Source organism: Actinacidiphila guanduensis (genome assembly GCF_900103985.1).
Taxonomy (GTDB): domain Bacteria; phylum Actinomycetota; class Actinomycetes; order Streptomycetales; family Streptomycetaceae; genus Actinacidiphila; species Actinacidiphila guanduensis.
In genome coordinates this window covers 104,109-129,652 of sequence record NZ_FNIE01000013.1, presented here as the reverse complement: position 1 = coordinate 129,652, position 25,544 = coordinate 104,109, and the positions used below count along the sequence as shown (strand labels likewise).

Annotated in this window: 19 protein-coding genes; 4 read left to right on the top strand and 15 right to left on the bottom strand. The window is 74.7% G+C overall.

Annotation, left to right across the window (positions count from 1 at the left end; genetic code table 11):
* Positions 1 to 71 precede the first annotated feature (71 nt).
* The 11 genes from BLR33_RS26265 to BLR33_RS26210 all read right to left on the bottom strand — a co-directional run bounded on the left by BLR33_RS26265 (position 72) and on the right by BLR33_RS26210 (position 13,291).
* Entirely contained in the window at positions 72 to 1,097 is a 1,026-nt protein-coding gene (locus tag BLR33_RS26265) for a sugar kinase (RefSeq protein WP_265737049.1), read from the bottom strand.
* Positions 1,094 to 1,735 carry a bifunctional 4-hydroxy-2-oxoglutarate aldolase/2-dehydro-3-deoxy-phosphogluconate aldolase gene (locus tag BLR33_RS26260; protein ID WP_093787085.1) on the bottom strand — a complete coding sequence of 214 codons (642 nt, stop codon included), beginning with the start codon at positions 1,733 to 1,735 and terminating at the stop codon, positions 1,094 to 1,096. The genes BLR33_RS26265 and BLR33_RS26260 overlap by 4 nt, the downstream gene beginning before the upstream one ends.
* 39 nt (positions 1,736 to 1,774) lie before the next feature.
* Positions 1,775 to 2,836, bottom strand: a complete 1,062-nt coding sequence (locus tag BLR33_RS36340; protein ID WP_245771674.1) for a hypothetical protein — start codon at positions 2,834 to 2,836, stop codon at positions 1,775 to 1,777.
* Positions 2,830 to 3,975: a galactonate dehydratase gene (dgoD, locus tag BLR33_RS26245; RefSeq protein WP_093787084.1), complete on the bottom strand. Its 1,146-nt coding sequence runs from the start codon at positions 3,973 to 3,975 to the stop codon at positions 2,830 to 2,832. The genes BLR33_RS36340 and dgoD overlap by 7 nt, the downstream gene beginning before the upstream one ends.
* The gene (locus BLR33_RS26240) at positions 3,972 to 4,784 is read right to left on the bottom strand and encodes a FadR/GntR family transcriptional regulator (protein ID WP_093787083.1); all 813 of its coding nucleotides are present in this window, start codon (positions 4,782 to 4,784) and stop codon (positions 3,972 to 3,974) included. Before BLR33_RS26240 ends, dgoD begins: the two co-directional genes overlap by 4 nt.
* A gap of 43 nt (positions 4,785 to 4,827) precedes the next feature.
* Positions 4,828 to 5,589: an SDR family NAD(P)-dependent oxidoreductase gene (locus tag BLR33_RS26235; protein WP_093787082.1), complete on the bottom strand. Its 762-nt coding sequence runs from the start codon at positions 5,587 to 5,589 to the stop codon at positions 4,828 to 4,830.
* A gap of 102 nt (positions 5,590 to 5,691) precedes the next feature.
* The gene (locus BLR33_RS26230; protein WP_093787081.1) at positions 5,692 to 7,791 is read right to left on the bottom strand and encodes an alpha-galactosidase; all 2,100 of its coding nucleotides are present in this window, start codon (positions 7,789 to 7,791) and stop codon (positions 5,692 to 5,694) included.
* On the bottom strand, positions 7,788 to 8,711 hold the full coding sequence (locus BLR33_RS26225) for a carbohydrate ABC transporter permease (RefSeq protein WP_093787080.1): 924 nt from the start codon (positions 8,709 to 8,711) through the stop codon (positions 7,788 to 7,790). Before BLR33_RS26225 ends, BLR33_RS26230 begins: the two co-directional genes overlap by 4 nt.
* Entirely contained in the window at positions 8,711 to 9,652 is a 942-nt protein-coding gene (locus BLR33_RS26220; RefSeq protein WP_093787079.1) for a carbohydrate ABC transporter permease, read from the bottom strand. Before BLR33_RS26220 ends, BLR33_RS26225 begins: the two co-directional genes overlap by 1 nt.
* Position 9,653: 1 nt before the next feature.
* Positions 9,654 to 10,958 carry an ABC transporter substrate-binding protein gene (locus tag BLR33_RS26215; RefSeq protein ID WP_093787078.1) on the bottom strand — a complete coding sequence of 435 codons (1,305 nt, stop codon included), beginning with the start codon at positions 10,956 to 10,958 and terminating at the stop codon, positions 9,654 to 9,656.
* Positions 10,959 to 11,119: 161 nt separating this feature from the next.
* Positions 11,120 to 13,291: a glycoside hydrolase family 27 protein gene (locus BLR33_RS26210; protein ID WP_093787077.1), complete on the bottom strand. Its 2,172-nt coding sequence runs from the start codon at positions 13,289 to 13,291 to the stop codon at positions 11,120 to 11,122.
* Positions 13,292 to 13,556: 265 nt separating this feature from the next.
* On the opposite strand from BLR33_RS26210, the gene BLR33_RS26205 reads away from it, so the two are divergent.
* Positions 13,557 to 14,861 (top strand): geranylgeranyl reductase family protein, encoded by a 1,305-nt coding sequence (locus BLR33_RS26205; RefSeq protein WP_093787076.1) that lies wholly within the window; start codon positions 13,557 to 13,559, stop codon positions 14,859 to 14,861.
* Positions 14,862 to 14,961: 100 nt separating this feature from the next.
* Entirely contained in the window at positions 14,962 to 15,393 is a 432-nt protein-coding gene (locus BLR33_RS26200; protein ID WP_093787075.1) for a DUF3592 domain-containing protein, read from the top strand.
* A gap of 29 nt (positions 15,394 to 15,422) precedes the next feature.
* On the opposite strand, the gene BLR33_RS26195 is transcribed toward BLR33_RS26200, so the two are convergent.
* Positions 15,423 to 16,364: a LysR family transcriptional regulator gene (locus BLR33_RS26195; RefSeq protein WP_093787074.1), complete on the bottom strand. Its 942-nt coding sequence runs from the start codon at positions 16,362 to 16,364 to the stop codon at positions 15,423 to 15,425.
* Positions 16,365 to 17,110: 746 nt separating this feature from the next.
* Here BLR33_RS26195 and BLR33_RS26190 point away from each other — a divergent pair.
* Together BLR33_RS26190 and BLR33_RS26185 are read left to right on the top strand one after the other, a co-directional pair.
* Complete coding sequence (locus BLR33_RS26190; protein WP_093787193.1) at positions 17,111 to 18,229, top strand: YbfB/YjiJ family MFS transporter; 1,119 nt, start codon at positions 17,111 to 17,113, stop codon at positions 18,227 to 18,229.
* A 303-nt stretch (positions 18,230 to 18,532) separates the two neighbouring features.
* Positions 18,533 to 20,203: a GDSL-type esterase/lipase family protein gene (locus BLR33_RS26185; RefSeq protein WP_218136703.1), complete on the top strand. Its 1,671-nt coding sequence runs from the start codon at positions 18,533 to 18,535 to the stop codon at positions 20,201 to 20,203.
* A gap of 285 nt (positions 20,204 to 20,488) precedes the next feature.
* Here BLR33_RS26185 and BLR33_RS26180 read toward each other — a convergent pair whose 3' ends face one another.
* The 3 genes from BLR33_RS26180 to BLR33_RS26170 form a co-directional block, all read right to left on the bottom strand.
* Complete coding sequence (locus BLR33_RS26180) at positions 20,489 to 23,455, bottom strand: GH32 C-terminal domain-containing protein (RefSeq protein ID WP_093787073.1); 2,967 nt, start codon at positions 23,453 to 23,455, stop codon at positions 20,489 to 20,491.
* Positions 23,456 to 23,595: 140 nt separating this feature from the next.
* Entirely contained in the window at positions 23,596 to 24,369 is a 774-nt protein-coding gene (locus BLR33_RS26175) for an ATP-binding cassette domain-containing protein (RefSeq protein ID WP_093787072.1), read from the bottom strand.
* Positions 24,366 to 25,400 carry an ABC transporter permease gene (locus BLR33_RS26170; protein WP_093787071.1) on the bottom strand — a complete coding sequence of 345 codons (1,035 nt, stop codon included), beginning with the start codon at positions 25,398 to 25,400 and terminating at the stop codon, positions 24,366 to 24,368. Before BLR33_RS26170 ends, BLR33_RS26175 begins: the two co-directional genes overlap by 4 nt.
* Positions 25,401 to 25,544: the final 144 nt, after the last annotated feature.

Genomic DNA, 25,544 nt, shown 5'->3' with positions numbered 1-25,544 from the left:
TGGGGCGCAGGTGGCGAAAGGGCCCGCAACTCGGGCGCGTGCGGGCGGCCTCGGGGCTCCCGCGGGGGCCCTCAGGCGTCCTGGCGGGCCGGCGGAACCGGCGCTGCCGACCGTGCCAGCGGTGCCCTCGGGGTCGGCCCGGCCGCGGGGGCGAGCGCCCGCCACTCTGCCTCGCTCGCGTCCAGCAGCGCGGCCAGCCGGTCCGGCGGCGGCAGCGGGCCGTGGTCGGCGCCGACGCGCAGCGCCGCGCCCGCCGTGAGGTGGCCCAGCCGCAGCGCGCGCTCGGTGGACCCGCCGCGGTGCAGGGCGGCCAGGAAGCCCGCGGCGAAGGCGTCGCCCGCGCCGACGGGCTCGACCACCTCGACCGCGGGCGCGGGCACCGTACGGGCGGCGGCTCCGTCGTACGCGGTGGCGGCGCGCGGCCCGTCCTTGACCACCAGGCGCCGCGGCCCGGGCAGCAGGGCCCGTACGGCGGCCGGGTCGGCGACCGCCGGGCCCCACAGCGCCTGCGCCTCGTCCAGCCCGACGAAGACCAGGTCGGCCCGGTCGGCCAGGCCGCGCAGCACGGCCGCGGCCTCCTCGCGGCCGCCCGGCCACAGCGCGGGCCGGTGGTTGACGTCGAAGCTCACCGGCACCGGCCCGTCCAGCGCGGCCTCCACCAGGGCCCGGCAGGAGGCCGAGAGCGCCGCCGTGATCCCGGTCAGGTGCAGCAGGGACGCCTCGCGGACGGCGGGCGCGGCCAGCAGGTCGGGGCCGAGCGCGGCGGCGGCCGAGCCGGCCCGGTAGTAGCGCACCCGGGTCCCGGCGGCGCCGGGGTCCTTCAGCAGCAGCCCGGTGGGCCGCGCGGGGTCGGTGCGCACGCCGCTGACGTCCACCCCGCAGGCGGCGACCTCGGCGGTGATCCGCTCGCCGAAGGGATCGGCGCCCACCGCGGACACCCAGCGCACGGGCACGCCGTGGTCGGCGAGGTACATCGCGGTGTTGGACTCGGCCCCGGCCACGGTGACCGCGAGGGTGCCGGCCGTGGCCAGCGGCCCGACCGGCTCGGGCACCAGCGCGGCCATGGTCTCCCCCACGCACACGACGGGCCCGCTCACCGGGACGGCTCCGCGGTCTGCGCGACAGCGGCGAGGAAGTCGCGGGCCCGGCCGCGCAGGGCGGTGAGGTCGCCGCCGGCGGGGGCGTCGCCGAGCAGCGGGCTGCCGACGCCGACCGCGGTGGCGCCGGCGGCGAGATAGGCGCGGGCGGCCTCGGCGTCGACCCCGCCGACGGGCACGAAGGGCACGTCGGGGAAGGGGGCGCGCAGGGCGCGCAGGTAGCCGGGGCCGCCGGCCTGGGCGGCGGGGAAGATCTTGCAGGCGGCCGCGCCCATGCGGCGGGCGGTGAGCACGTCGGTGGGCGTCATCACCCCGGCGAGGACGGGCAGGCCCAGCTCGATCGAGGCCGACACCCCCTCGGCGAGGCCCGGCGTGACACTGAAGCGGGCGCCCGCGCGCCGGGCGTCGTGGGCGTCCTGCGCGGTCAGGACGGTGCCGGCGCCGAGCGCGGCCTCGTCGCCGAGCGCCTTGCGGGCGGCGGCGATGGCATCGAGGGCGCCGGTGCCGCTGAGGGATATCTCGATGAGGGCGACGCCCTCCTCGACCAGGGCGGTCACGGAGCGTACGGCGGCGTCGGGGTCGTCGCCGCGCACGATGGCGACGAGCCGGTGGGTGCGCAGGGCCGCGAGCAGATCCACGGTTCGGGTGTCCTTACGTCGGGGGCGGGTGGGACGGCGTCAGCCGGCGGTGACGGTCAGGCGCCAGCGGACCTCGCCGCTCGCGGGGACCCGGGCGGCCTCGTCCGGCCCGGCCGCGGCGAGGTCGAAGACGCGGCCGAGCATCGGCTCCACGCCGATCGAGCGGTAGGGGGCGCCCTCGGGGAAGCCGCCGAGGTTGCGCCACAGGGCGACCGAGACCGGCTGGCCCGCGTCGGCCTCCAGCGCGAACCGCAGGATCCGCCCGCCGTCGTGGACACCGACCGCGGCGGCCCGGACGATGGCGCCGAGGGCCGTCCCGTCGTCGGGCCCGAGCCGGTCGAAGGGCACGGTGCCGGAGCCTCCGGCGGGCGGGGTGCGGCCAGCGAGCGGGCCCGCGAACAACCCACCGGTCGGGCCGCCCACCTGCGCGTCGGACCGGCCGGCGAGCGTTCCGGACGGGGCGCGGGACGGGCCGGCGGGCCCGCTGCTCGGGGCGTCGCCGGGCAGGGTGCCGGGGCGGCCCAGGAGCGGGTCGGCGAGCAACCCGCCGGACGGGCTGCCCGCCTGGGTGCCGGGCCCGCTGAAAGGCGGGGTGCTTCCGGGCCGCGGGGCCGGTGCCGGCGGCGCGTCGGGCCAGGTGAAGGGCGTCCACGCGTTGCCGCCGTCCGCGTAGAGGCGGGCGGGCGCCGCATCGGGGAGGTCGAGGCGGGCGGCCGGCGAGAGGTCGAGCAGGGCGTGGGCGGCCCATACGAAGCGGTGGCCGGGTGCGGCGGACAGGCGGTAGTCGGCCTCGGCGCGGTCGGGCAGGTGGCGGATGCGGCGGGCGAACCGGAAGCATGGGCAGTCGGCGACCCACCACTCGCCCTCCTGCCGCCAGGGCCGCGTCCAGGCGTCGCCGTGGTCGGGCCGCCCGCGGACGGTGGGCACGCACTCCTCCAGGCCGCCCGCGTCGGCGAAGGCGTCGCCGGGGACCACCCCGGCGCGGCGCGGCTCCTCGCGGTGCCAGAGCCACTCGCGCCCGGCGGCGTGCAGCGAGGTCCACCGCCCGCCGCGGGCGGGGTCGGCGGTGATCCGCGGGGCGGCCGCGGCGGGCGTCACCACTCGGCGAACGACCCGTCGGCGTGCCGCCAGACCGGGTTGCGCCAGGCGTGCCCGGCGCGGTCGGCGGCGCGTACGGCGGCCTCGTCCACGGTGATGCCGAGGCCGGGCAGCGTGGTGCGCACCGCGTGGCCGTCCACGAAGCGGAAGGGCTCGGTGTCCACCAGGTAGGAGAGCAGGTCGGCCTCCTTGTTGTAGTGGATGCCCAGGCTCTGCTCCTGGATGAGGAAGTTCGGCGTGCAGAAGGCCACTTGCAGGCTCGCGGCCAGCGAGATCGGGCCGAGCGGGCAGTGCGGGGCGAGTTGGGCGCCGAAGGTCTCGGCGAGGGCGGCGATCCGCGTCACCTCGGTGATGCCGCCGGCGTGCGAGAGGTCGGGCTGGGCGACGGCGATGCCGGCCTGCAGCACGGGCAGGAACTCGCCGCGCCCGTAGAGGCGTTCGCCGGTGGCCAGCGGCACCGAGGTGGCGGCGGCGAGCGGGGCGAGCAGGTGGCTCTGGTCGGGCAGCACCGGCTCCTCCACGAAGAGCGGGTGCAGCGGGGCTATCTCGTGCAGCACCCGGCGGGCGCCGGCCGGGGTGAAGCGGCCGTGGAAGTCGACGGCGACGTCGCGTTCGGGGCCCAGCGCCTCGCGGGCGGCGGCGACCCGGCGGACCACCTCGGCGGTGCCGGCGGCGCTGGGCACCGGGTCGGTGCGGCCGGAGCCGTTCATCTTCACGGCGGTGAAGCCGGCCTCGATCTGGGCGGCGACCTGCTCGCCGATCTGCGCGGGCTCGTCGCCGCCGACCCAGGCGTAGACCCGGACCCGGTCGCGCACCGGGCCGCCGAGCAGGCTGTGCACGGGGGCGCCGTACGCCTTGCCGGCGATGTCCCACAGGGCGTGGTCGAGGCCGGCCACGGCGCTGGAGAGCACCGGGCCGCCGCGGTAGAAGCCGCCCTTGGTGAGCACCTGCCAGTGGTCCTGGATGCGCAACGGGTCCTGGCCGACGAGCTGTTCGGCGAGCACCTCGACGGCCGCGCGCACCACCTCGGCGCGGCCCTCGACCACCGGCTCGCCCCAGCCGACCAGGCCCTCGTCGGTCTCGATCCGGCAGAACAGCCAGCGCGGCGGCACCAGGAAGGTCTCGACCCTGACGATCTTCACTTGGTGTCCTCCGTGGGGGCTTCGGCTCCGGTTTCGGGTTCGGTCTCACGTGCAGCGGCGGTGCCGGCGGCGGGCCCCGCGCCCGCACCGGGCCCGGTGTCGGCGCCGTGCACCAGGTCCAGGTCGCGCACGGCCTGTTCGAGCAGGGCGCGCATGGCCTGCTCCGCGGCCTCGGGGTCCTTGGCGCGCACGGCGTCCAGGACGGCGCGGTGGCTGGGCACGGGGTCGCGGCCGTGCGGGGAGGAGTGCACGATCTCGTCGCGGTGCGCCAGGCCCGACTCGATCACCATCTCCATGCGTTCGAGCAGTTCGTTGTGGGTGGCCGCGAGCAGGGCCCGGTGGAAGCCGAGGTCGGCCTGGACGGCGTGGGCGGGGCCCGCGTCGGACTCGGCCATGGCGTCCAGGGCGGCCTCCAGCGCGGCCAGGTCGGGCTCGGTGCGGCGCAGCGCGGCCAGGCGCACCGCGGCGGGCTCGATGATGGCGCGGACCTCGCCGAGGTTGCGCAGCAGGGCGGTGTCGGCGCCGGCGCTGGTGCCCGCGGCGAACTGCCAGCGCAGCATGTCGGCGTCGAGCAGGTTCCAGTCGGCACGGGCGCGGACGAAGGTGCCGCGCTTCTGCCGGGCGTCGACCATGCCCTTGGCCGCGAGCACCTTCAGCGACTCGCGCAGCGCGGTGAGGCTGACGTCGAGTTCGGCCTGCAGCGCGGGCAGGTCGAGGGTGGCGCCTTCGGGGATCTCGCCGCTGAGCACCCGGCGCGCGAGGGTCTCCACGGTCTGGCCGTGCACTCCGCGGCGCGCGTATGGCGTCATGTGGTTCTGCCTTTCTGCGAAGGTCGTTCGGGTCCTGCGGCGGTCATGCGGATGCCTTCACCACGCTCCAGCCGCCGTCGACGAGGAGGCTGGCGCCGGTGACGTAGGAGGCTTCGGGTGCGGCGAGGAAGGCGATGGCCGCGGCGGCCTCCTCGGGTCTGCCGAACCGCTTGGCGGCGGTCTCGGCGACGCTGCGCTCGCGGTCCTCGGGCCCGACCCGGTCCCAGGCGGCGGTGAGGATCGGCCCGGGCAGCACCGCGTTGACCCGCACCTGCGGCCCGTACTCCACGGCCAGCTGCCCGGTCAGCGACAGCAGGGCGCCCTTGCTGGCGGCGTAGGCGGGGTGGCCGGGGATGCCCTTGTGGGCGTGGACGGAGGAGGTGAGCACGACGGCGCCGGAGGTCGCCCGCAGGTCGGGCAGGAGCGCCTTGACGCCGAGGAAGGCGCCGGTGAGGTTCACCGCGATCTGCCGCTCCCAGGAGGCCAGCGTCATCTCGTGGGCGGGGGTGACGTCCACGGTGTAGGCGTTGGAGACCAGGACGTTCACCGGCCCGAAGCCGGCCGCGGCGGCGGCGATGTCCTGCCACCCCTGCGGCGAGGAGACGTCGGCGGTGGCGAACGCGGCCCGGCCACCGTCCTTGCGGATGCCCGCGGCGACCTCCTCGCCGGCCGGCGCGGCGATGTCGGCGAGGACGACGGCGGCGCCTTCGCCGGCGAGTCTGCGCGCGGTGGCGGCCCCGATGCCGGAGGCCGCCCCGGTCACCACGGCGACCTGGCCGGCGAAGCGGGGGGTGGGTGCGTTCATGGGGCGGGTCGACTCCTCGGGGGTGGCGGTGGCCCGGCCGGTGCTGCGGCCGGCTCTCTGACCGGTTCTGGTGACTTTAGTGAGGTGGTGCGGGGCCGCTGCTCATAGCCTGACCAGCACGACGAGTTCCGCGTCGTGGGTGGCGCTCCATGGCAGCGGCAGCCCGGCGTGCAGCAGGTGGGCGCCGCTGTAGCGGGTGCCGGTGTCCTGGTCGGCGTAGACGGCGGCGGGGTCCAGGCCGCGCAGCCGCAGCCTCGCGGGGCGGCCGGGGACCAGGGGCGCGCCGTCGAGCCGGCCGGTGCTCCAGGCGGCGACGACGACCCGCCCGCCGGGCTCCTCGTACTGCACGCCGCAGGTGGCGTCGGCGGGGCTGCCGAGCAGGCGGGCCTCGCCGTGATGGACGACGTCGCGGACGTCCTTGTAGCGCGCCACCCATGAGGCGGCCTCGGCCCGCCGGGCGGCGTCCCAGCGGCGGATGTCGGCGCCGATGCCGAGCACGCCGGCACTGGCGAGCACGAAGCGGAAGGCGAGCGAGCGCGGCCGCGGGTCGAAGACGCCGGGCGCGTCTGTGACCCAGGAGCTCATGGTGTGGGGCGCGTGGGCGTGCAGGTAGCCGTACTGGATGGCGAGGCGGTCCAGCGGCGCGGTGTTGTCACTGGGCCACACCACGTCGGTACGGGCCAGGGTGGTGTGCTCGACGCGGGCGCCGCCGCCGGCGCAGCCCTCCACGGTGACGTGCGGGTGGCGGGTCCGCAGGTGGTCCAGGACCCGCAGGTAGCCGGCCGCGTGGGCGGCGTCGAGGTCGAGGGCGCCGGGTTCGGTGGCGCCGGGGCGGCCGCGCTCGGTGGGCGGGCGGTTCATGTCCCACTTGAGGTAGGAGATGTCGTGGGCGGTCAGCAGCCGGTCGAGGGTGGCGAGCACGAAGTCCTGGACGTCCGCCCGGCCGAGGTCGAGCAGCAGTTGCTCGCGGACGAGCGTGGCGGGGCGGCCGTCGATCCGGTAGACCCACTCGGGGTGCTCGGCGTGGAGCGCGGAGGCGGGGCTCACGGCCTCGGGCTCCACCCACAGGCCGAAGTCCATGCCGAGCGCCTTGATCCGGGCGATGAAGGCGTCGAAGCCGTCGGGGAAGGCGGCGGGGTCCGCCGTCCAGTCGCCGAGGCCGCCCTTCTCGTCGCCGCGCCCGGTGAACCAGCCGTCGTCCACCACGAACAGCTCCACGCCCAACTCGGCCGCGATTTCGGCGAGTTCGAGCTGCGCTGCGGCGTCGACGTCGAAGCCGGTGGCCTCCCAGGAGTTGTAGAGCACCTTGCGCGGCCGGTGCAGCCGCTCGCCGGCGAGGTGCCGCTCGTAGCGGTGCCACACGCGGGAGAGGCCGTCGAGCCCCTCGGGGCTGAAGGCGCAGGCGAGTTCGGGGGTGCGCAGTTCGGCGCCGGGGGCGAGGGCGACGGCGCCCTCGTGGGGCACCCGGCCGGCCCGCACCCGCAGGCCGCCGCCGGGTTCGGCGTCGGCGGTGAGGTGCCAACTGCCGGGCCACTGCAGGGCGACGCCCCAGGTCGCGGTGGCGGGCCCGTCCGCTTCCGCGGCGTCCTGGAGGGCGAGCCAGGGGGCGTAGGCGTGGCCGGGCACGCCCTGGGTGGAGCCCATCTCGAAGCGGCCGCGGGCCAGTTCGAGGGTGGTGCGGGTGAACTCCTGCGCCCACTGGCCGGTCAGGTAGGTCAGGCGGGCGGCGCCGGTGACGGGCACGTTGACGGCGGCGGAGTCCAGCTGTTCCAGGTGGAGTTCCTCGGCGCCGGTGTTCGCCAGCACCGTCCACCGCAGCAGGACGTCGGTGCCGGGCACCACCCGGTAGTGCAGGGTGGCGCGCAGGCCGGTGACCGGGTCGGCGAACTCCAGCTCCAGGGCTGCCTCTTCGTCCTGCCGGGCGCCGGCGAACTCCCACCAGGTGCCGCGCTCCCCGCCGGGGCGGCGGACGGTGAGGTCCGCGCCGGTGAACGGCCGCAGCCCGTAGGGGATGTACTCGGCCGGTGCCGCGTCGGCGGGGGTGAGGAAGTGGGTGTGCTGGTCGCCCGGCAGGGGCGAGGGGCCGGTCTCGACGCCGTGCGGGCCCCAGGCCGCCGTCTCCGCCCAGCGGCCGCCCGGTTCGAGGCGGACGGCGTAGACGGTGTGCGCGGTGCGCAGCAACCAGCGGTCGTGCGGGCTCACTTGACGGCTCCGAGATTGAGTCCCGCCACGAAGTGGCGCTGGAAGCGGAGGAAGACGATGACGGTGGGGGCGGCGGCGATCACCGAGCCGGCCGCGATGACGTTCCACTGCGAGACGTACTGGCCCTGCAGGCCCAGCAGGGAGGCGGTGATGGGCATCTTGCTGCCGGTGCGCAGCACGGTGATCGCCCACAGCAGGTCGTTGAAGATCCAGGTGAAGGAGAGCGCGGTGAGCGCGGCCAGCGCGGGGCGGGCCAGCGGCAGGATGATGCGGGTGTAGATCTGCCAGGGCCCGGCGCCGTCGATCACGGCCGCCTGCTGGATCTCGGGCGGGATGGCGCGCATGAAGCCGTGCAGCACGAAGACGTAGAAGCCGACGCCGAAGCCGATCTGCACGCCGATCAGTGCGTACAGCGAGTCGTAGATGCCGAGCTTCTCGCTGAGCTTGGAGACCGGGATGAGCAGGATCTGCGGGGGCAGCAGGTTGCCGCTGAGCATGAGCAGCAGCAGGGCGCGGCGCAGCGGCACGTCGTAGCGGCTGAGCGCGAAGGCGGCCATGGAGGCGAGCAGCAGCGACAGCAGCACGGTGGGGATGGTGACGACGAGGCTGTTGATCAGCGCCTGCTGCTGCCCGCCGTCGGTCCACGCCTGGCGGAAGCCGCCGAGGGTGAAGGAGTGCGGCATGCTGCCCAGGCCGTGGGCGGCGATGTCGTCGAAGGAACGGGTGGCGGTGACCAGGACGACGGCGATCGGCACCAGCCAGAGCAGCGAGATCAGCCCGGCGCTGCCGTGGAAGGCCACCGTGCCCCACATCCGGCGGCGCCGGGCGTGGGCGGAGGCGTCGGCGGTGCGGGCCTTGAGCCCGGCCGGGGAGCCGGCGGGGCTGCCGGTGGGCGTGCCCGCGGGTGTGGTCGCGGCCATCAGTCGGCCTCCTTGAACGCGCGCACCAGGTAGGAGGCGATGACGCCGAAGGCGAGCACGAAGATGACGACGGCGAGCGCGGAGCCGTAGCCCAGGCGCAGCGACTGGAAGGCGGTGGAGTACATGTAGGTGCTCAGCAGCTCCGAGGAGTGGTAGGGCCCGCCGCGGGTGAGCGCCCACACGACGTCGAAGGAGCGCAGCGAGTCGATGATGATCACCGAGAGCACCACGGCGTTGACGCTGGACAGCTGCGGCAGGGTGATGTGCCGGAACTGCTGCCAGCGGGTGGCGCCGTCCACCTTCGCGGCCTCGTACAGGGCCGGGTCGATGCCTTTCAGGCCGGCGAGGTAGAGCACCATGACGTAGCCGATCTGGCGCCACAGGGCGGGGACGATCACCGCGTACAGGGCGGTGTCCTGGTCGGCGAGCCACGGGTGGGTGAGGCCGCCCAGGCCCAGGGCGGACATGGTCTTGTCGACGAGTCCGTCCGGCTGGTACATCGCCTGCCAGACCAGGGCGGTCGCGGTGAGCGAGAAGACCACCGGCAGGAAGAGCGCGGCCCGGTAGACGCCGACGCCGCGGCGCTCCTGCTGGAGCAGCAGGGCCGCGCCCAGGCCGAGGATCGCCGACAGGCCGCCGAAGAGCGCGAGCCAGAGCACGGTGTCGAGCAGCGCGGTGTGGAAGACGGAGTCGTGCACCATCTCGCGGTAGTTGGCCAGGCCCACGTACTGCGGCGGTGAGATGCCGTCCCATTTGGTCAGCGACAGCCAGAAGCCCTGCAGGGCCGGCCAGAACACCCAGAAGCCCTCGACGAGCAGCGGGACCAGCACGAAGGCGAGCACCACCGGGGGGACGCGGGTGGCCCGTCCGCGCCGCCCCCGGACCGGTCCGGGGGCGGCGCCGGCCGCGCGGTCGCGGTCGGTCGCGGTCAGCACCGCCATGTCACTGGCTCCAGATCTTCTGTGCGTCGCGCTGCCAGTTCGAGAGGATCGAGGTGATCTCCTTGGGCTTGGCGAGGAACTTCGTCAGCGCGGTGTCGGCGGTGGGCTGCAGGGCGTCGCTGGAGTCGCGGTTGAAGAACTGCGTGACGTCGGCGGCGCTCTCGATCATCGCCCGGCCCTTCTTGACCAGCGGCGTGCCGGAGTCCTTGGCGGTGGGGTTGGTCGGGATGGAGGTGCCCGAGGAGCCCTTGAGGTAGATCTCCTGCGCCTCGGCGGTGGCCAGGTAGCGCATCAGCTCCTTGACCTCGGCCTGGTGGTGGGTGTGGGCGCTGGCGAAGTACCCGTCGGTGGGACCCTCCTCGACCAGCGGCATCGCCGGGTCGATCACCGGGAACCGGAAGAAGTCGAGGTCGCCGAGCTGGTCCTTGGGGGCGGCGTCGGCGAAGAAGGTGCCGATCAGCATCATGCCGGTGCGGTTGTTGAGCAGCGCGGTGGTGGCGTCCTGGAAGGACAGGGCGGTGCCGTTGGGGTCGAAGTAGGGCAGCGCCTCGGACCAGGTGTCGAAGACCTTGTGCACCTGCGGGTCGGTGAAGCTGTGCTTCCCGGCGAGCAGGTCGCGGTGGTACTGGGCGCCGTTGATGCGGATGTCGAAGTAGTCGAACCACGCGGAGGCGACCCAGGCGGTGTCGGCGCCGGCGCCCAGCCCGATCGGGGCCACGCCCTTGGTCTTGAGCTTCCGGCACAGCGCGAGGAACTCGTCCCAGGTCTTGGGCTCCTGCACGTCCCACTTGGCGAAGTTGGACTTCTTGTAGAAGACGCCCCACCAGTAGTAGCTGGCCGGCACGAAGACCTTGCGGCCCTTGTCGTCGGTGCAGAGCTTCTTCAACGCGTCGGAGTAGCCGGACAGTTCGGGCTTGGTCCAGATGTCGTCGACGTCGAGCAGCAGGTTCTTGTCGGAGTAGGCGTTGGCGACCGAGCCGGGGTACCAGGTGAGCAGGTCCGGCGGGTTGGCCGAGGTGAGGTAGGTCGGCAGCTGGGTGCGGAAGGTCTCCGAGGCCACCGTGTTGAGGCTGGCCTTGGCGCCGCCGCGCTTGTCGAAGGCGGCGACCAGGTCCTCCATCGCCTTCTTGGCCTGCGGTGAGGAGAGGTTGGACTGCAGGCTGACCGTGCCGCCCTTGGACTGGGCGGTGCTGCCGCCGCCGGAGCCGGAGGCGACGCATCCGCTCATCAGCGAGGCGGCGCCGACGGCTCCGAGGGCGCCGGCTCCGGCGAGGAAGCGGCGACGGCTGGTTGGTGAGGTGTTCATGGGACTCCTTCTGCGCCCACGGAAGAGGGCCCCGCCCCCTGACGGCGGGGCGCCCGTTCGGCTCGTACAGAGTGGCGTGACGCCGGAGCGACGTCAAGATTAATTCGTAATTTACTGACTAACGGTTTTACGGCCGGTCGGGCGGGCCGCACCGCACGGCCTCACAGGGCGCTCTGGCGCACCCGTCCGGCCACTCCGCGGGCGATCACCAGCACGGTGCCGCCGGGGCCCGCGGTGGCGCCGAGCGACCCGTCGAAGGCGTTGCTCGCGTAGTCCTGCTGCGGGTACCAGCCGCCCCAACTGCCGCTCGCCGCGTCGTAGTCGCGCCGCCAGAGGGTGTAGTCCGAGGCGCGGGCGAGCAGGTGGACCGAGGTGCCGGAGGCGACCAGGGTGGGGCTGCCGCTGACGGTGCCGCCGAGCGAGGTCCACGCCGACCAGGTGCCGTCCGCGGCGCGCTCGCGGGTCCAGACCGCGTCGTCGGCGGTGCGCACCGCGAGGTGGGTGCGGCCCGCGGAGTCCACGGCGGCGGACGGGCGGCCGCGCAGCGCGACCCCGTCGGGCGCCCCCGCGCTGTCCCAACTCCCCTGCGCGCTGCGGCTGTCCACGGCGCCGTCGGTGCCGGTGGCGTACAGCGTCCAGTCGCCGGGGCCGTTCCACGCCACGGTGGGGGCGTCGGCGATGCTGCCGCCGAGGTCCTGCCAGCCGCCCCAGTGGCCGTGCTGCAGGGTGCGGCGGTAGGCGTGGCCGTCCAGGCCGCGGACGAAGACGTCGATCCGGCCGCCGGCCGAACCGTAGGCCGCGGGCTGGCCGGTGAAGGCGCCGTGGGTGGGGCCGCCGAGGTCGGTGGTGCGGCCCGTCCACTGCCCGCCGGCGCCGGTCCGTGTGCCGGTCTGCACCTGCAGCGAGCCGCCCGGCCCCCGGGTGAAGGCGGTCAGCGCGCTGCCGTCGGCGACGATCGCGGGGTCGGCGCTGGAGGTGGTGCGGCCGAGCAGGGTGCCGGGGGCGTCGTCGGTGCCGGTCAGCGACAGCATCGCGGTGCCGTGCGCGGGCACGGTGACGGTGTAGGAGCCGGTGTGGGTGCCGCGGTCCGCGCGGGCCCGCAGGTCGCGCACGGCGACCTTGCCGGTGAGCCCGGCCTGCGCGAAGGTGACGGTGCGCTGCGCGGGCTGGTCGGAGCGGTTGAGCAGCACCACCGCGCGCCGGCCGCTGCCGGCGAGCACCTTGCTGTAGGTGTCGCCGGTGGCGTCGGTGGCGATCCGCACCCCCTGGATGCCCAGCGGGTCCTGGTCGACGGCGATGATCTCGGGGTTCTCCAGGGTGGCGAGCATCGCCTGCGACAGGGTGCGCGGGTCGGAGCCGATCACCAGCGGGGAGGCCATCTCGGCCCACATCACCAGCTGCGTGGTGGACTCCTCCTGGCTCAGCTCGTAGCCGCCGCCGGCCAGCGGCCGCATCGGGATGAGGTAGTCCGGGTCGTTCCAGTGGCCGGGCGACTGGGCCTCGGGGTGCCAGGCGTTGGCGTCCATGTTGCGCAGCACGTCGGGGAACTCCCCCGCGGTGGGAGTGCCCCAGGCGATGTCGGTGCCGGTGCGCCAGGAGTCGGCGGTGGTGGGGCCGTAGACGTAGGTGTTGTGGGCGTCCTGGTCCGGGTCGTGCGGCAGGCCCCAGTCGTCGGTGAGCGGGTTGCACAGGTTGAGCAGCATGGGGCGGCCGGACGCGGCGACCGCGGCGGCGAACTCCTGGTAGGCCGGGCCCGGGTGGAGCTTCTCGCCGATGCCGCACAGGAAGTCGACCTTGATCGCGTCCACCTTCCAGCGCGCGAACAGGTCGGCGTCCTGCTGGTAGTGGCCGCGGCTGCCCAGGCCGCAGCTGGCCGGGTCGTAGTCCCCGGCGTCGGTGTAGATGCCGGCCCGCAGGCCGCGCGCGTGCAGGTAGTCCACCAGGGCCGGGATGCCGTGCGGGAAGCGCTCGGGGTTGGCCTGCAGATTGCCCTGGGCGTCGCGCGGGGTGTCGGCCTGCCAGCCGCCGTCGAGCCACACGATGTCGTAGCCGCTGTCGCGCAGGCCGCTGCTGACCAGGTAGTCCGCGACGCTCTTCACCTGGTCCTCGGTGGGCGCGCCCAGGCCGTAGTAGGTGTTCCAGCCCATGTACGGGGTGGGGTCGAGGGTCGCGGCCCGGCCGGCGAAAGTGCCGGCCGCGGCGGGTGCGCCGGGCCCGGCCGCGGGGACCGCGGCGACGGCGGCGGCCGGCAGCGCGGTGGCCACCAGCGCGGCGAGCGCGGCCACCGTGCCGGCCCGCCGGACCTGCGTCTTCCGTGAACGGAGCGAAGTCACGTGTCTCTCCGGTGAGTTCGGGGATGTCCTGGCGCGGACCCGCCCATGACCGGGCGCCGCGCCTCGCGGAAGAACTGTGGAGGCGGCCCCGCACCCTGTCAACGAATATTCCTAATAAACTAAAATTCGATCCGTCAGGGGGCGGCTGGGGCAGGCCGCGTGGTGTGGTGCCGGCGGGGCGGGGGAAGGTAGTGACGGGCCGGCCGGCACCGCGCTGCGCGGACCGCGGGCCCTTCGGGTACGGGGCGGAGCGAGGAGGCAGAGCGTGGCCGACGCTGGACGGGAGCCGCCGACGGCGCAGGACGACGCCGAGGTGCGTGAGGACGCGCAGGTGATCGTGGTCGGCGCCGGTCCGGCCGGGTCGGCGACCGCGCTGCACCTGGCCAGGGCCGGGGTGGACGTACTGCTGCTGGAGAAGGGCGGCTTCCCGCGCGAGAAGGTGTGCGGCGACGGGCTCACCCCGCGCGGGGTGCACCAACTGGTGCGGATGGGCGTGGACATCGACGCTCCCGGCTGGCACCGCACCCGCGGCATGCGCTGGGTGCGCGAGGGCCGCGAGGTGCTCATCGACTGGCCCGCGCTCGGCCGCTACCCCGACTTCGGCCTCACCCGCAGCCGTTACGACTTCGACGAGATCCTCGCCCGGCATGCCGTCAAGGCCGGGGCGCGGCTGCGGACGGGGGTGCGGGCGACGGCGCCGCTGCTGGACCGGGCCGGGCGGATCACGGGCGTGCACGCGGCCGCCGGGCCCGAGGCGCGGCCCGCGCTCTACCGGGCGCCGGTGGTCGTCGCGGCCGAGGGCGCCTCGGCGCGCACGGCGCTGGCGATGGGCCTGGAGCGCGACACGCGCGCACCGATGGCGACCGCCGTCCGCCGCTATTACCGCAGCCCCCGCGCCGACGACCCCTACCTGGAGCTGTGGGCCGACCTGCGCTGCTCGCGCACCGGACGCCACCTGCCCGGCTACGGCTGGATCTTCCCGCTGGGCGACGGGCGGGTCAACGTCGGGCTCGGCGGAATGCCGCACCGCAAGCACGGGGCGGTGGACCTGCGGGCGAGCATGGACCTGTGGCTGGAGCGGCTGCCGGCGGACTGGGGCGTGTCCGAGGAGAGCGCGCAGTCGCCGCTGCGCGGTGCCGCCCTGCCGATGGGCTTCAACCGCCGCCCCCAGTACGGGCGGGGGCTGCTGCTGGTGGGCGACAGCGCGGGCATGATCAGCCCGTGGAGCGGCGAGGGCATCGCGCAGGCGCTGGAGGCGGGCGAGGTCGCGGCCGAGACGGTCGCCCAGGCGCTCACCCGGCCCGAGGGCGCCCGCCGCGAGCACGCCCTGCACCGCTACCCCGCCGAACTCCAGCGCGTCTGGGGCCGCTACTACCGCCTGGGCAACCTCGCCGCCCGGCAGGTCTTCGGCCGCATCGGCTACGGCCCGCTCCTGCACGACCGGGTGATGGACAGCCCCGTCCTCCTCGCCACGATGGCCCGCCTCCTCACCCAACTCACCGACACCCCGGCCCAGGACCGCATCGACACGGTCCTGAACACGCTGATCCGCCTCACCCCGGCACGCTGACCCACCCGCCCCCGCGCCCGCCGGCGTCGTGACGGCGACGGCAGCGCGGGGGCGGGTCAGGGTCGGATCGGACACGGCCGGTCTCGGTGGGAGGGCTTCGATGCAGGGGATGTTCGCGGTGGTGGCCGTGGTGGTGGCCGCTGCGGCCGTCGCCATGGGCGTGCAATCGGCGCGACGGCGACGGGAGATGGAGCAGGCATGGGCGGGTCTGACGGCGCAGGGACGGTGCGTGGGCGTCCGGACCACCCGCGACCGGGACGCGTCGGATTCCGGCTTCGGCGGCGTCACCCGGCACTTCCAGTACGAGTTCACCACCGCGGACGGCCGCGTCGTGCGCTTCGAGGAGCTCGGCCCGCTCGGCACCGCCGAGGGCGACACCGTCACCGTGCGCTACTCCCCCGTCCGGCCCGAGCGGGCCACCGCGTTCCCACCGCGGGACCGGGCCCGGGGCACCGCCGGCCGCGCGGCGACCTTCGGGGTGCTGGCGCTGGTGGCCGCGGCGGCCGCCGTCCTCGCCGTGGTCGCGGGCTGACCCGGGGGCCGCGCCCGTCCGGACAGGCTTCAGCTGACGGACGTGAGCACCGCGCGGTGGGGGTCGTCGGCCGGGAGCCAGAAGGGGGCCGGCGGCGGGGTGGGCCAGGCGTGGGCGCGGGAGAGCGCGAGGAAGGCGGCGGTCGCGGTGCGCACGGCCGGGCGGTCGTCGTCGGCGCGGTGCAGGAGGGACCAGGTCCACACCGGGGTCGGCGCCGCGATCGGGCGGCGGGCCAGCGTGGGCGGCATGACCGCGAGATGGCGCTTGGGCGAGCCGAGGACGGGCCCGCCGAGCTGGCGCACGTGGCCGTAGAACGCCTCGCCGGTGACCCCGCCGTCGTCGATCCGGGCGAGCGCGGCCCCGGTGTCGGCCGCGAACTCCGCGGCGAAGGCGTTCCACGAGGACCACGCCCACTCGTCGGTGTCGACCAGCACCGTCAGGCCCGCCGCGGGCACCGCCTCGCCCGAACCCGCCCCCGGCGCGCAGGCGGTGAGCGCCTCGGCCCGTACCAGGTGCGCGGCCAGCCCGCGGCGGGCGGCACCGGCGGCCGGCAGCCAGGCCAGCGCGAGGTCGAGGCTGCCCTCCGCGACCCGGTCGGCCTGCACGTGCGAGGGCAGCACCCACTCGTCGATCCGCAGCGGCACCCCGAGGCCCGACCCGGCTTCCTGCGGCAGCCAGCTGACGTACCCGAGCCGCAGCGGGGCCGCCTCGGCGGCGGTCCGCCGGACCCGGCGGCGCGCGTCGTCGGCGAGGGCGAGCATCCGCCGCGCGTCCTCCAGCAGCGCCTCGCCGGCCGCGGTCAGCTGCACGGTGCGCCGGTCCCGTACGAACAGCTGGGCGCCCAGGTCCCGTTCGAGGGCGATGATCTGCTGCGAGAGCGCGGGCCCGGAGATGTGCACGCGCATCGCCGCCCGCCCGAAGTGCAGCTCCTGGGCGACGGCGACGAAGTACCGCAACTGCCGTAGTTCCACGCCACGAGCGTAGGGCCTGCCGGGTGGATCTCCGCGGCGTCACAGCGCCGGACGGCGTTCCCCTGTCCCGGACGGGCGCACCGGGCATTGCCGCCGGCCGACGTGCCTTCAGGCGGCACGCCGTACCACGCGCGCGGGTCACGGCTCGGCGGGGTGGAGCCGCGGCGGCCGGCGGCGAGGTGCGAACCCCCGGGCGGGGCAGCGTCCTCGCGTCGGGGACGGCGGACGGTACTGCTTCGAGCCCGGCGTCATGGCGGCCGGCGGGCAAGCGCCTCGGTGACCGGCGATCCGGAGGACGCGCGGCGCTTCGGCACCCTGCGCGCCCGGCCCCACGAGTGCGTCACCCCAGCGCCCTGCGCGCCCTGCCCGACGAGTGCGTCGCCCTAGGCGCCCTGCGCGCCCGGCCCCCGGTGCGTGCGTCACCCCACACGCCGCGGGCGCTCGACAGCTCTCGCCTGCGGTGGGAAGTCCGGCCTACCAGAGGTCGGGATCTTGTCGTGGACGCGTACGGCGGAGACCGGTTCGCTGGAGGGCGGAGCGGTACGGGCCGGGCCCGTGCGGTGCGGACCGGGAGCCCGGGACGCCCACCGCTCCCCCGGCGCGGCCACCGCCCGGCCGGGCACACAGCCGAACACGCGACGCACGGGACCGCCATGACCGCAGCCGACCTCCTCAGCCGCCCCGCCGCGGGCATCACCTCGGCCCGGGCCCACGTCGTCCAAGGGGCGTGCGCGCTCGCCGCGGGCATGGGCGTCGGGCGGTTCGTCTACACGCCGATCCTGCCGTTGATGACCGCGCAGGCCGGGCTGACCGCCTCGGCGGGCGCGGACCTCGCCACGGCGAACTACGTGGGGAACCTCGCCGGCGCCCTCCTCGGCATGTTCGCCCCGCGCTGGGGCCGCTCCCGGGCGGTCCACCGCGGCGCCCTGGTGCTGCTGACGGCGAGCCTGGCCGCCATGCCGGCCACCCACTCCGTCGCCGCGTGGTTCGTGCTGCGGCTGCTGGCCGGGGCGGCGAGCGGCGTCGTCTTCGTATTCGCCGCGGGCACGCTGCTCGGGCACCTGCGGGGCAGGTCGGCGCACCTGCCCGGGTGGGGGTTCAGCGGGGTCGGCGCGGGCATCGCCCTGTCCGGCGCGCTGGTGCTCGTCCTGGAGGCGGCCGGGGACTGGCGGACCGCGTGGTGGTCGGCCTCGGGCCTGTGCGCCGTCCTGACCGCGGCGGCCTGGCCGCTGCGCCCCGAGCCGGACCCGGAGCCCGCGGCGGGCGAGCGGGGGGCGGCCCGGCCGCGCACTCACCGGTGGTTCTCGGTGCTGTTCGCGAGCTACACGCTGGAGGGCGTCGGCTACATCATCGCCGGGACGTTCCTGGTCGCGGCGATCGTGCAGAACTCCTCGCGGACGGTGGGCGGGGCCGCGTGGGTCGTGGTGGGGATCGCCGCGGTGCCGTCCTCGGTGCTGTGGGCGCGGCTCGGCCGGCGCCGCACCCGGCCCGACCTGCTGCTGGCGGCGCTGCTCGTGCAGGCGGTCGGCATCGCGCTGCCCGCGCTGGTGGGCGGGGTGGCCGCCGCCTTCGTGGCCGCGTTCCTCTTCGGCGCGACCTTCCTCGGCGTCAGCTCCATCGCCCTGGCCGCGGGCACACATCTGCGCTTCCCGCGCGCGGTCGCCCTCTTGACGGCCGGCTACTCCGCGGGCCAGATCCTCGGCCCCCAGGTGGCCACCCCGCTGCTCCACCACGGCTACCACCTGGCCCTGCTGATGGGAGCGTCGATCGTGGCGGCGGCCGCGGCCTCGGCCGCCCTGCTGAGGGTGGGCTTCCCGCACCGCATGCCCGCGGCGGACGAGCACCAGGCGGCGGCGGACGCCTGAGCCGGCGGCCGGTCCACCGCCGCCCGAGCTACCGGAGCTACCGAGCAGTCCGAACCACCGAGCCGCCCACGGGGGCCCGCGGGGATCCCCATACCTCGCAGGGCCCCGCGATTGCTCCGATGTCCTCCGCCCGCACCACCCTCCTCCGCCGCGAATCGGCGCCCCGCGCCCGCAGTCATCCGAACTCTTCGGCGGGGCAAGGGGATTGGCGTAGCACAGGCGGCGCACTACAGTCCCCCGTGTTCGCCGCGGTCACTCCGCCGGGCAGGCGCCACGCCTGCCCCTCCCCCCTCAGGAGTTCCCATGCACCGACGCGCACCCACCCGGCGGAACAGGGCGGTCCGCGCGGCCGCGCTGCTCGCCGCCGCGCTGCTCGCGCCCGCCTTCGCCGCACCCGCGCTCGCCGCGGGCGCCTCCGCCGCCATCCCGGAGGCACCCGCGGCGGCCGCCGCCGATCCCGGCGGCTGGACCGGCACCTGGTCCGTCTCGCCGCAGAGCGGCGGCCCCTCGTACGGGGGCCAGACGCTGCGGCAGGTCGTGCACACCAGCATCTCCGGGACCTCGGCCCGCATCCACCTGTCCAATACCTTCGGCACGGCCCCGCTGACCGTCGCGGACGTGCACGTGGCCCGGCGCACCTCGGGCGCCTCGGTCGACACGGGCACCGACCGGGCCGTCACCTTCGGCGGTCAGTCCTCGGTGACGATCCCGGCCGGGCAGAGCGCGGTCAGCGATGCGATCGCCTTCTCCGTCCCGGCACTCGCCGACGTCTCGGTGAGCTTCTACCTGCCGCAGTCCACCGGTTCCGCCACCTACCACCAGCAGGGCACGCAGACCAACTACGTGGCCGGCGGCGATGTCAGCGCCGCCGCCTCGCTCACCAACCCGTCCACGACCGGCAGTTACGCCTTCCTGACCAACCTGGACGTGCAGAACTCCGCCGCCCAGGGGGCCGTGGTCACCCTGGGCGCCTCCATCACCGACGGTGTCGCCTCCGCCCAGGACGACAACCGCCGCTGGCCCAACGACCTGGCCCAACGGCTGAGTTCCGCGGGTCTGACGGTCGGCGTGCTCAACCAGGGCATCAGTGGCAACAAGCTGCTCACCGACGGCGCGGGCCAGAGCGCGCTCAACCGGTTCGACCGGGACGTGCTCCAGCAGCCGGGGGTGCGCTGGGTGGTCTTCTCCGACGACCCGATCAACGACGTCGGCGTCTCCAACCCGCCGAGCGGCGCCCAACTCATCTCCGCGCTCCAGCAGTTGATATCCCGCGCGCACGCGGCCGGGATCTCCTTCCTGTGCTCGACGCTCACCCCGTTCCAGGGTTCGAGCGGCTGGTCGCAGGCCGGCGAGACCGCGCGCGAGCAGGTGAACTCCTTCGTCCGCGGCGCCGGGAGCGGCTGCGACGGGGTGGTCGACCAGGACACGGCGACGCACGACCCGTCCCAGCCGACCCGCTACCTGCCCGCCTACGACGCGGGCGACCACCTGCACCCCAACGAGGCGGGCCTGCAGGCGATCGCGAACGCGGTGGACCTTTCGCTGCTCGGCGGCTCCACGAGCACCCCGCCCGGAAACGGTTCCGTGGTCTCGCTGCGGGCCCACGCCAACGGCGACTACGTCACCGCCGACAACGCCGGCGCCTCACCCCTCATCGCCAACCGCACCGCCATCGGCCCATGGGAACAGTTCGACCTCCTCGACGAAGGCGGCGGCTACATCGCCCTGCGCGCCCACGCCAACAACAAATACGTCACCGCCGACAACGCAGGAGCCGCACCCCTGCTCGCCAAAGTCGACGCCGTCGGCACCTGGGAACAATTCCAGCTCATCCACAACACCGACGGCAGCATCAGCCTCCAATCCCGCATCAACAACGACTACGTCACCGCCGACAACGCAGGAGCCGACCCCCTCATCGCCAACCGCACCGCCATCGGCCCCTGGGAAGAATTCGACCTCATCACCGACTGACGAACCGACCGGCAAGACCGGCCGATGAGACCGGCCGATGAGCCGGCTGACGACCGGTCGGCCCGCGGCGACGGCGGCAGGGGCGGGAGCGCACATCGCGCGCCCGCCCCTGCCGCCGTTGCTGTGCACACAGCCCATCACCGGTGCTATGAGCGCCAGATGAGGTGTTGACATCGTCAACGCACCATCCCTAGCATCCTCGTGTACGAGGCCGCCGGAGACGTCCGGCGACCGGACGGCGGAGGGGGCCGTCCGGCCGCCGGCACCCGGCCGGCCTCGCACGCGCTACCCCACGCGCAGGTTCTGCAGGGTGGCCGCGCCACTGAACACGTTGGCGCCGAACAGCCCGCCGGAGTACGCCGCGTCGGTCACGTCGATCACCGGCTCGGCGCCGTCCCCGAGGTACACCCTGATGCGCGGCCCGGCCGCCACGACCTTCAGGTGGTACACCTGCCCCGGCGTGATCGGCGCGGCGTGGACGCCGAGATCGGCGCCCGGCCGCCACAGCTTGATCTGGCCGCCCCCGGTCCGGTTGATGTTCGCGGTGTAGTGCGCCGTGGCGTCGGCGTTCGCGCGGAAGGTGAGCGAGACGGCGTCGGCGGTGTCCAGCCGCAGGTCGCCCTCGTAGGTGAAGTCGGTGCCGCTCTGCGCGGACAGGTAGAAGCCGTCGCCGCCGGCCAGGCCCTGCTCGCCGTCCGCGGTGGCGGTCCAGGAGCCGGAGACCGCGTGCCAGGGCCCGGCCGCGTTGGTGGCGAAGTGCGCAGGCGCGCTCCCCGTCGCGGTCAGGTTCTGCACGGTGCCCGCGCCGCTGAAGACGTTCGCGCCGAACAGGCCGCCGGTGTACGCGGTGTCGGTCGCGTCGATCACCGGCTGCGGGCCGTCGCCGAGGAAGACGCGGATCCGGTACCCCTGGGTCACGACCTTCAGGTGGTACACCTGCCCGGCCGCGATCGGCGTGGCGTAGGTCGCGAGGTCCTTGCCCGGGCGCCACAGCTTGATCTGGCCACCGCCGCTGGTGTTGATGTTCGCCGTGTAGTGGCCGGCGGCGTCGGGGCTCGCCCGGAAGGTCAGGCTCGCGGCCACGGCGCTGCCGAGCGACAGGTCGCCCTCGTAGGTGAAGTCGGTGCCGCCCTGCGCGGACAGGTGGAAGCCGTCGCCGCTCGCCCAGCCGCGTTTGCCGGCGGGCGTGTCGGTCCAGATCGAGGTGAGGGTGGTCCACGGCCCGGCCAGGTCCGTGGTCAGCCCGGCGTTCGCGTTGCGCAGCGCCGCCTTGCCCCCGCGCACATGGAGTCCGTAGAGGCCGCTGCCGTAGGCGCCGTCGGTGATGTCGATCGCCGGTCGCTCGGCGCCGTCGAGGTGGACCCGCAGCCGTGTGCCGACGGCGACGACCTTCACGTGGTGGACGGTGCGCCGCGCCACAGGGACGGCGTATGCGGCGAGCACGGCGCCCGGGCGCCACAGCCGCAGCCGGCCGCCCGCGGTGGTGTCGAGGTCCACGGTGTAGTGGCGGCTCGCGGTGGCGTCGGCGCGGAAGGTGAGGCCGGCCGCGCCGGCGCCGTCCAGCGACACGTCGGCCTCGTAGGTGAGGTCGGTGCCGGTCTCGGCGCTGAGCAGGAAGCCGTCCCCGGTGGCGGTGCCGGTGTTGCCGTCCGCCAGGTCCTTCCAGGTGCCGCCGACGGCCCGCCAGGGTCCGGCGAGGTTGCTGCCCGGGTTGGCGATCGGCACGAAGTCGGGCCAGGCGCGCCGCAGTTCGTGGAACTCGAGCGAGGTCAGGTGCACCCGGCCGCCCTCGGCGTAGACGGCGACGCCGCGGGCGGCCGCCGCCGGGTCGAAGTCGAGATTGTTGCTGGAGGCGAACTGGCCTTGGTTGCCGAAGACTTCGAGCTGACCGCGGTCGACCAGGGCCCGGATGCGGATGCGGCCGCCGGCCGGGGCGAGCGCGGTGCCCATCAGCTGTCCGGCGGCCAGGTCGTATCCGATGTCGGCGTTGCAGGTGCCGTCGGGGTAGGCGTGCAGCTTCAGGCCGAAGCGGGTGGCCGTGGCGGTGGTGGTGTCGAACTCCGCGACCACCTCGTAGGTCTCGCCGCCGAGTCCGGCCAGCGGGTTGGTCGCCGGGTCCCCGGTCACCGTGATGTGCCGCCAACTGCGGCTGTTGTGCCGCAGCTTCGCGAGCTCGGCGATCGGGGTACGGGTGACCCGCGGGCCCTCCGGGAGGGTGACGAGCTCCAACTCCACCGGGAAGGTGGCGTTCCCGGTCCACACGGAGCCGAAGTTGCCCTGCTGCCAGGCCATGTGGACGATCCGGCCGTCGGGCATGTCGTTGAAGACCTGTCCGGCGTAGATGTTGCGGCCGACGTCCATCTGCACCGGCTGCTGCCAGTCGGGGGCGAAGACGGTGCCGTCGAAGTCGCCGATGACGTACTTCGTACTGGCCGCGTTGACCACCCACTTGACGGTCCGGCCGCCGTCCAGGCGCATCGGGTACATGTCGGGGCACTCGAAGAGCCAGTCGGCGGCGAAGCGGCTGGCGTAGGTCCAGTCGAGCAGGTTCTGCGAGGTGAAGATGTCGTAGCCGTTGCCGCCCTCGTTCGACCAGAAGACCATCACCCACTGCCGGTGCTGCTCGTCCCAAAGCACCTTCGGGTCGCGGCTGTCGGTGCTGGCGGGCGGCGGGGCGGCGACCACGCGGCCGTTGCCGTAGGACCTGAACGTCCGTGCGCCGTCGGTGCTGTAGTCCATCAGGACACCGCCGGTGCCGGTGAAGACGACGATCGGGTCGTCGGGGCCGTCCTTGAGGCCGGTGACGTTGCGGTGGTCGACCACGCCGGCGCCCGACCACAGATTGCCCGGCTGCACGCCGGGTTCGAGCGCGACCGGCTGCTGGATCCAGTGCACGAGGTCGGTGCTGGTGGCGTGCCCCCAGTGCATGGTGTCCCAGGCCAGGCCGTGCGGGTTGTGCTGGTAGAACATGTGGTAGGTGCCGCGGTAGTACAGCGGGCCGTTGATGTCGTTCATCCAGCCGGTGCGCGAGCTGAAGTGGAACTGGCCGCGGTACGGCTCGTCGTAGGCGCCGAGTTTCGTCGTCGGGTACGGGTACTCCGGGTAGTCGGCGGGGCTGTCGGCCGCGGCGGGGGCGGTGCGCAGCACGGCGGGCAGGGCCGTGAGCGCGGTGGCCGCGGCGCCCGCGGCGAGGAAGGTGCGCCGGGTGGCGGCGGGCACCGCGGGCAGTGCGGGGCGGGGGCTTTCGGGCATGGCTGTGCTCCAAGGTGTCGGGGGTGCGGAGGGCGCGGCCGTGCGCTCCCGGCGCGGGGTCGCGCCGGGAGGCGGGGACGCACGTCACCCGGGGAGGGAGCGGAGCAGGAAAAAGGGGGAGGCAGGGGCTGCAGAGGCCCTTACTCGGCGCTCGCGGTCAGCGTCTTCGCCCCGGTCATGATCGCGACGGCGTCCTCCATCGAGTGGGAGGCGGGGGTGACGACCCCCGCGCAGCCGCCGAGGCGCTGGATGTGGACGCGGTCGGCGACCTCGAAGACGTGGGGCATGTTGTGGCTGATCAGGATGACCGCGAGGCCCTGGTCCCGCAGGTCCTTGACCAGCCGCAGCACCTGGCCGCTCTCGCGGACGCCCAGGGCCGCCGTCGGCTCGTCCAGGATGACGACCTTGCCGCCGAACGCGGCGGCGCGGGCGACCGCGACCGCCTGTCGCTGGCCGCCGGAGAGGGTCTCCACGGCCTGGCCGATGTTCTGCAGCGTGGTGATCCCGAGCCGCTTGACGTGCTCCTCGGCCTGCCGGCGCATCTCGCGGGTGTCGAGCATCCGCAGCACCGAGCCGAGCGGGCCCTTGCGGCGGATCTCGCGGGCGAGGAAGAGGTTGCTGGCGATGTCGAGAGCGGGGGCGACGGCCAGTGTCTGGTAGACCGTTTCGATCCCGGCGTCGCGCGCGTCCTGCGGCCGTTTGAAGTGCACCTGCTCGCCGTCGACGAGGATGGTGCCGCGGTCGGGCACCATGGCGCCGGAAAGGCACTTGATCAGGGTGGACTTGCCGGCGCCGTTGTCGCCGATGACGGCGAGCACCTCGCCGGCGCGCACGGTCAGCGACACATCGTCCAGGCCGACGACCCGGCCGAAGAGCTTGACCAGTCCCCTGGCCTCGAGCACGGGCGCGCTCATGCCTTCACGCTCCTGATCCACTGGTCGACGGAGACGGCCGCGATGACCAGGATGCCGACCGACAGCACCTGGTAGTTGGGGTCGAAGCCGGCCAGCGCCAGCCCGTTGTCGAAGACCTGGACGATGACGGCGCCGATCAGCGAGCCGAGCACCACCCCGCGGCCGCCGAAGAGGCTGGTGCCGCCGATCACCACGGCGGTGATGGACTCCAGGTTGGCGTTCAGGCCGCTGTTGGGGTCGCCGCCGCCGACCCGGCCGACCAGGATCCAGGCCGCGGCCGCGATGGCGAGGCCGGCCACCATGTAGGCGCTCAGCAGCACCCGGTTGACCGAGATGCCGGCCAGCCGGGACGCCTCGACGTCGTCGCCGACCGCGTACAGGTGGCGGCCCCATGCGGTGTAGCGCAGCGCGAAGCCGATCACGACATAGAGGGCGACCATCAGCAGGACGCCGTTGGTCAGGTGCAGTTGGCCGATCGAGACCGTGTCGGCGGTCCACAGCAGGAAGCCGCCGGGCGGCAGCGAGACCGTCTGGCCCTTGGCGTAGATGAGCGTGATCGCGGTGAAGATGCTCAGCGTGCCCAGGGTGACGATGAACGGCGGCAGTTTGATCCGGGTGACCAGCAGCCCGTTGACGGCCTGCGCGGCCACCGCGAGGGCCGCGCCGGCGAGCAGCGCGAGGACCCCGGGGACACCGTTGTCGAAGACCAGCTTGGACATCAGCAGCGAGGACAGCACCATGACCGCGCCGACCGACAGGTCGATGCCGGCGGTCAGGATCACCAGGGTCTGGCCCACGGCGAGCGATCCGACGACCGCGACCTGCTGGGCGATCAGCGAGAGGTTCTGCAACTGGTAGAAGCGGCTGTTGAGCAGGGCGAACACCACGCCGGCCAGGATCAGGACGATCGCCGGGCTCAGCGCGGGCTGCCGGTGCAGCACCGCGTGCAGGCGCTGGCCGGGGGTGGCCGGCCGTTCCAGGAGGTCGCCGGCCGCGGTCGGCGGGGTGGGCTTGCCCACGTGGGTGGTCATGTGTGGTCCCTTCGCCGCGGGGGCCGCCCGCGGCGTACTGGTCCCGGTGGTGCAGGCGCGCCGACGGGGGTCGGGTCGAGTGGCGCCCGTCGGCGCGCCTGGCTCCGGGGAGGGGAGGGTGGCGGAGGTGGGTCCGATGTGGGG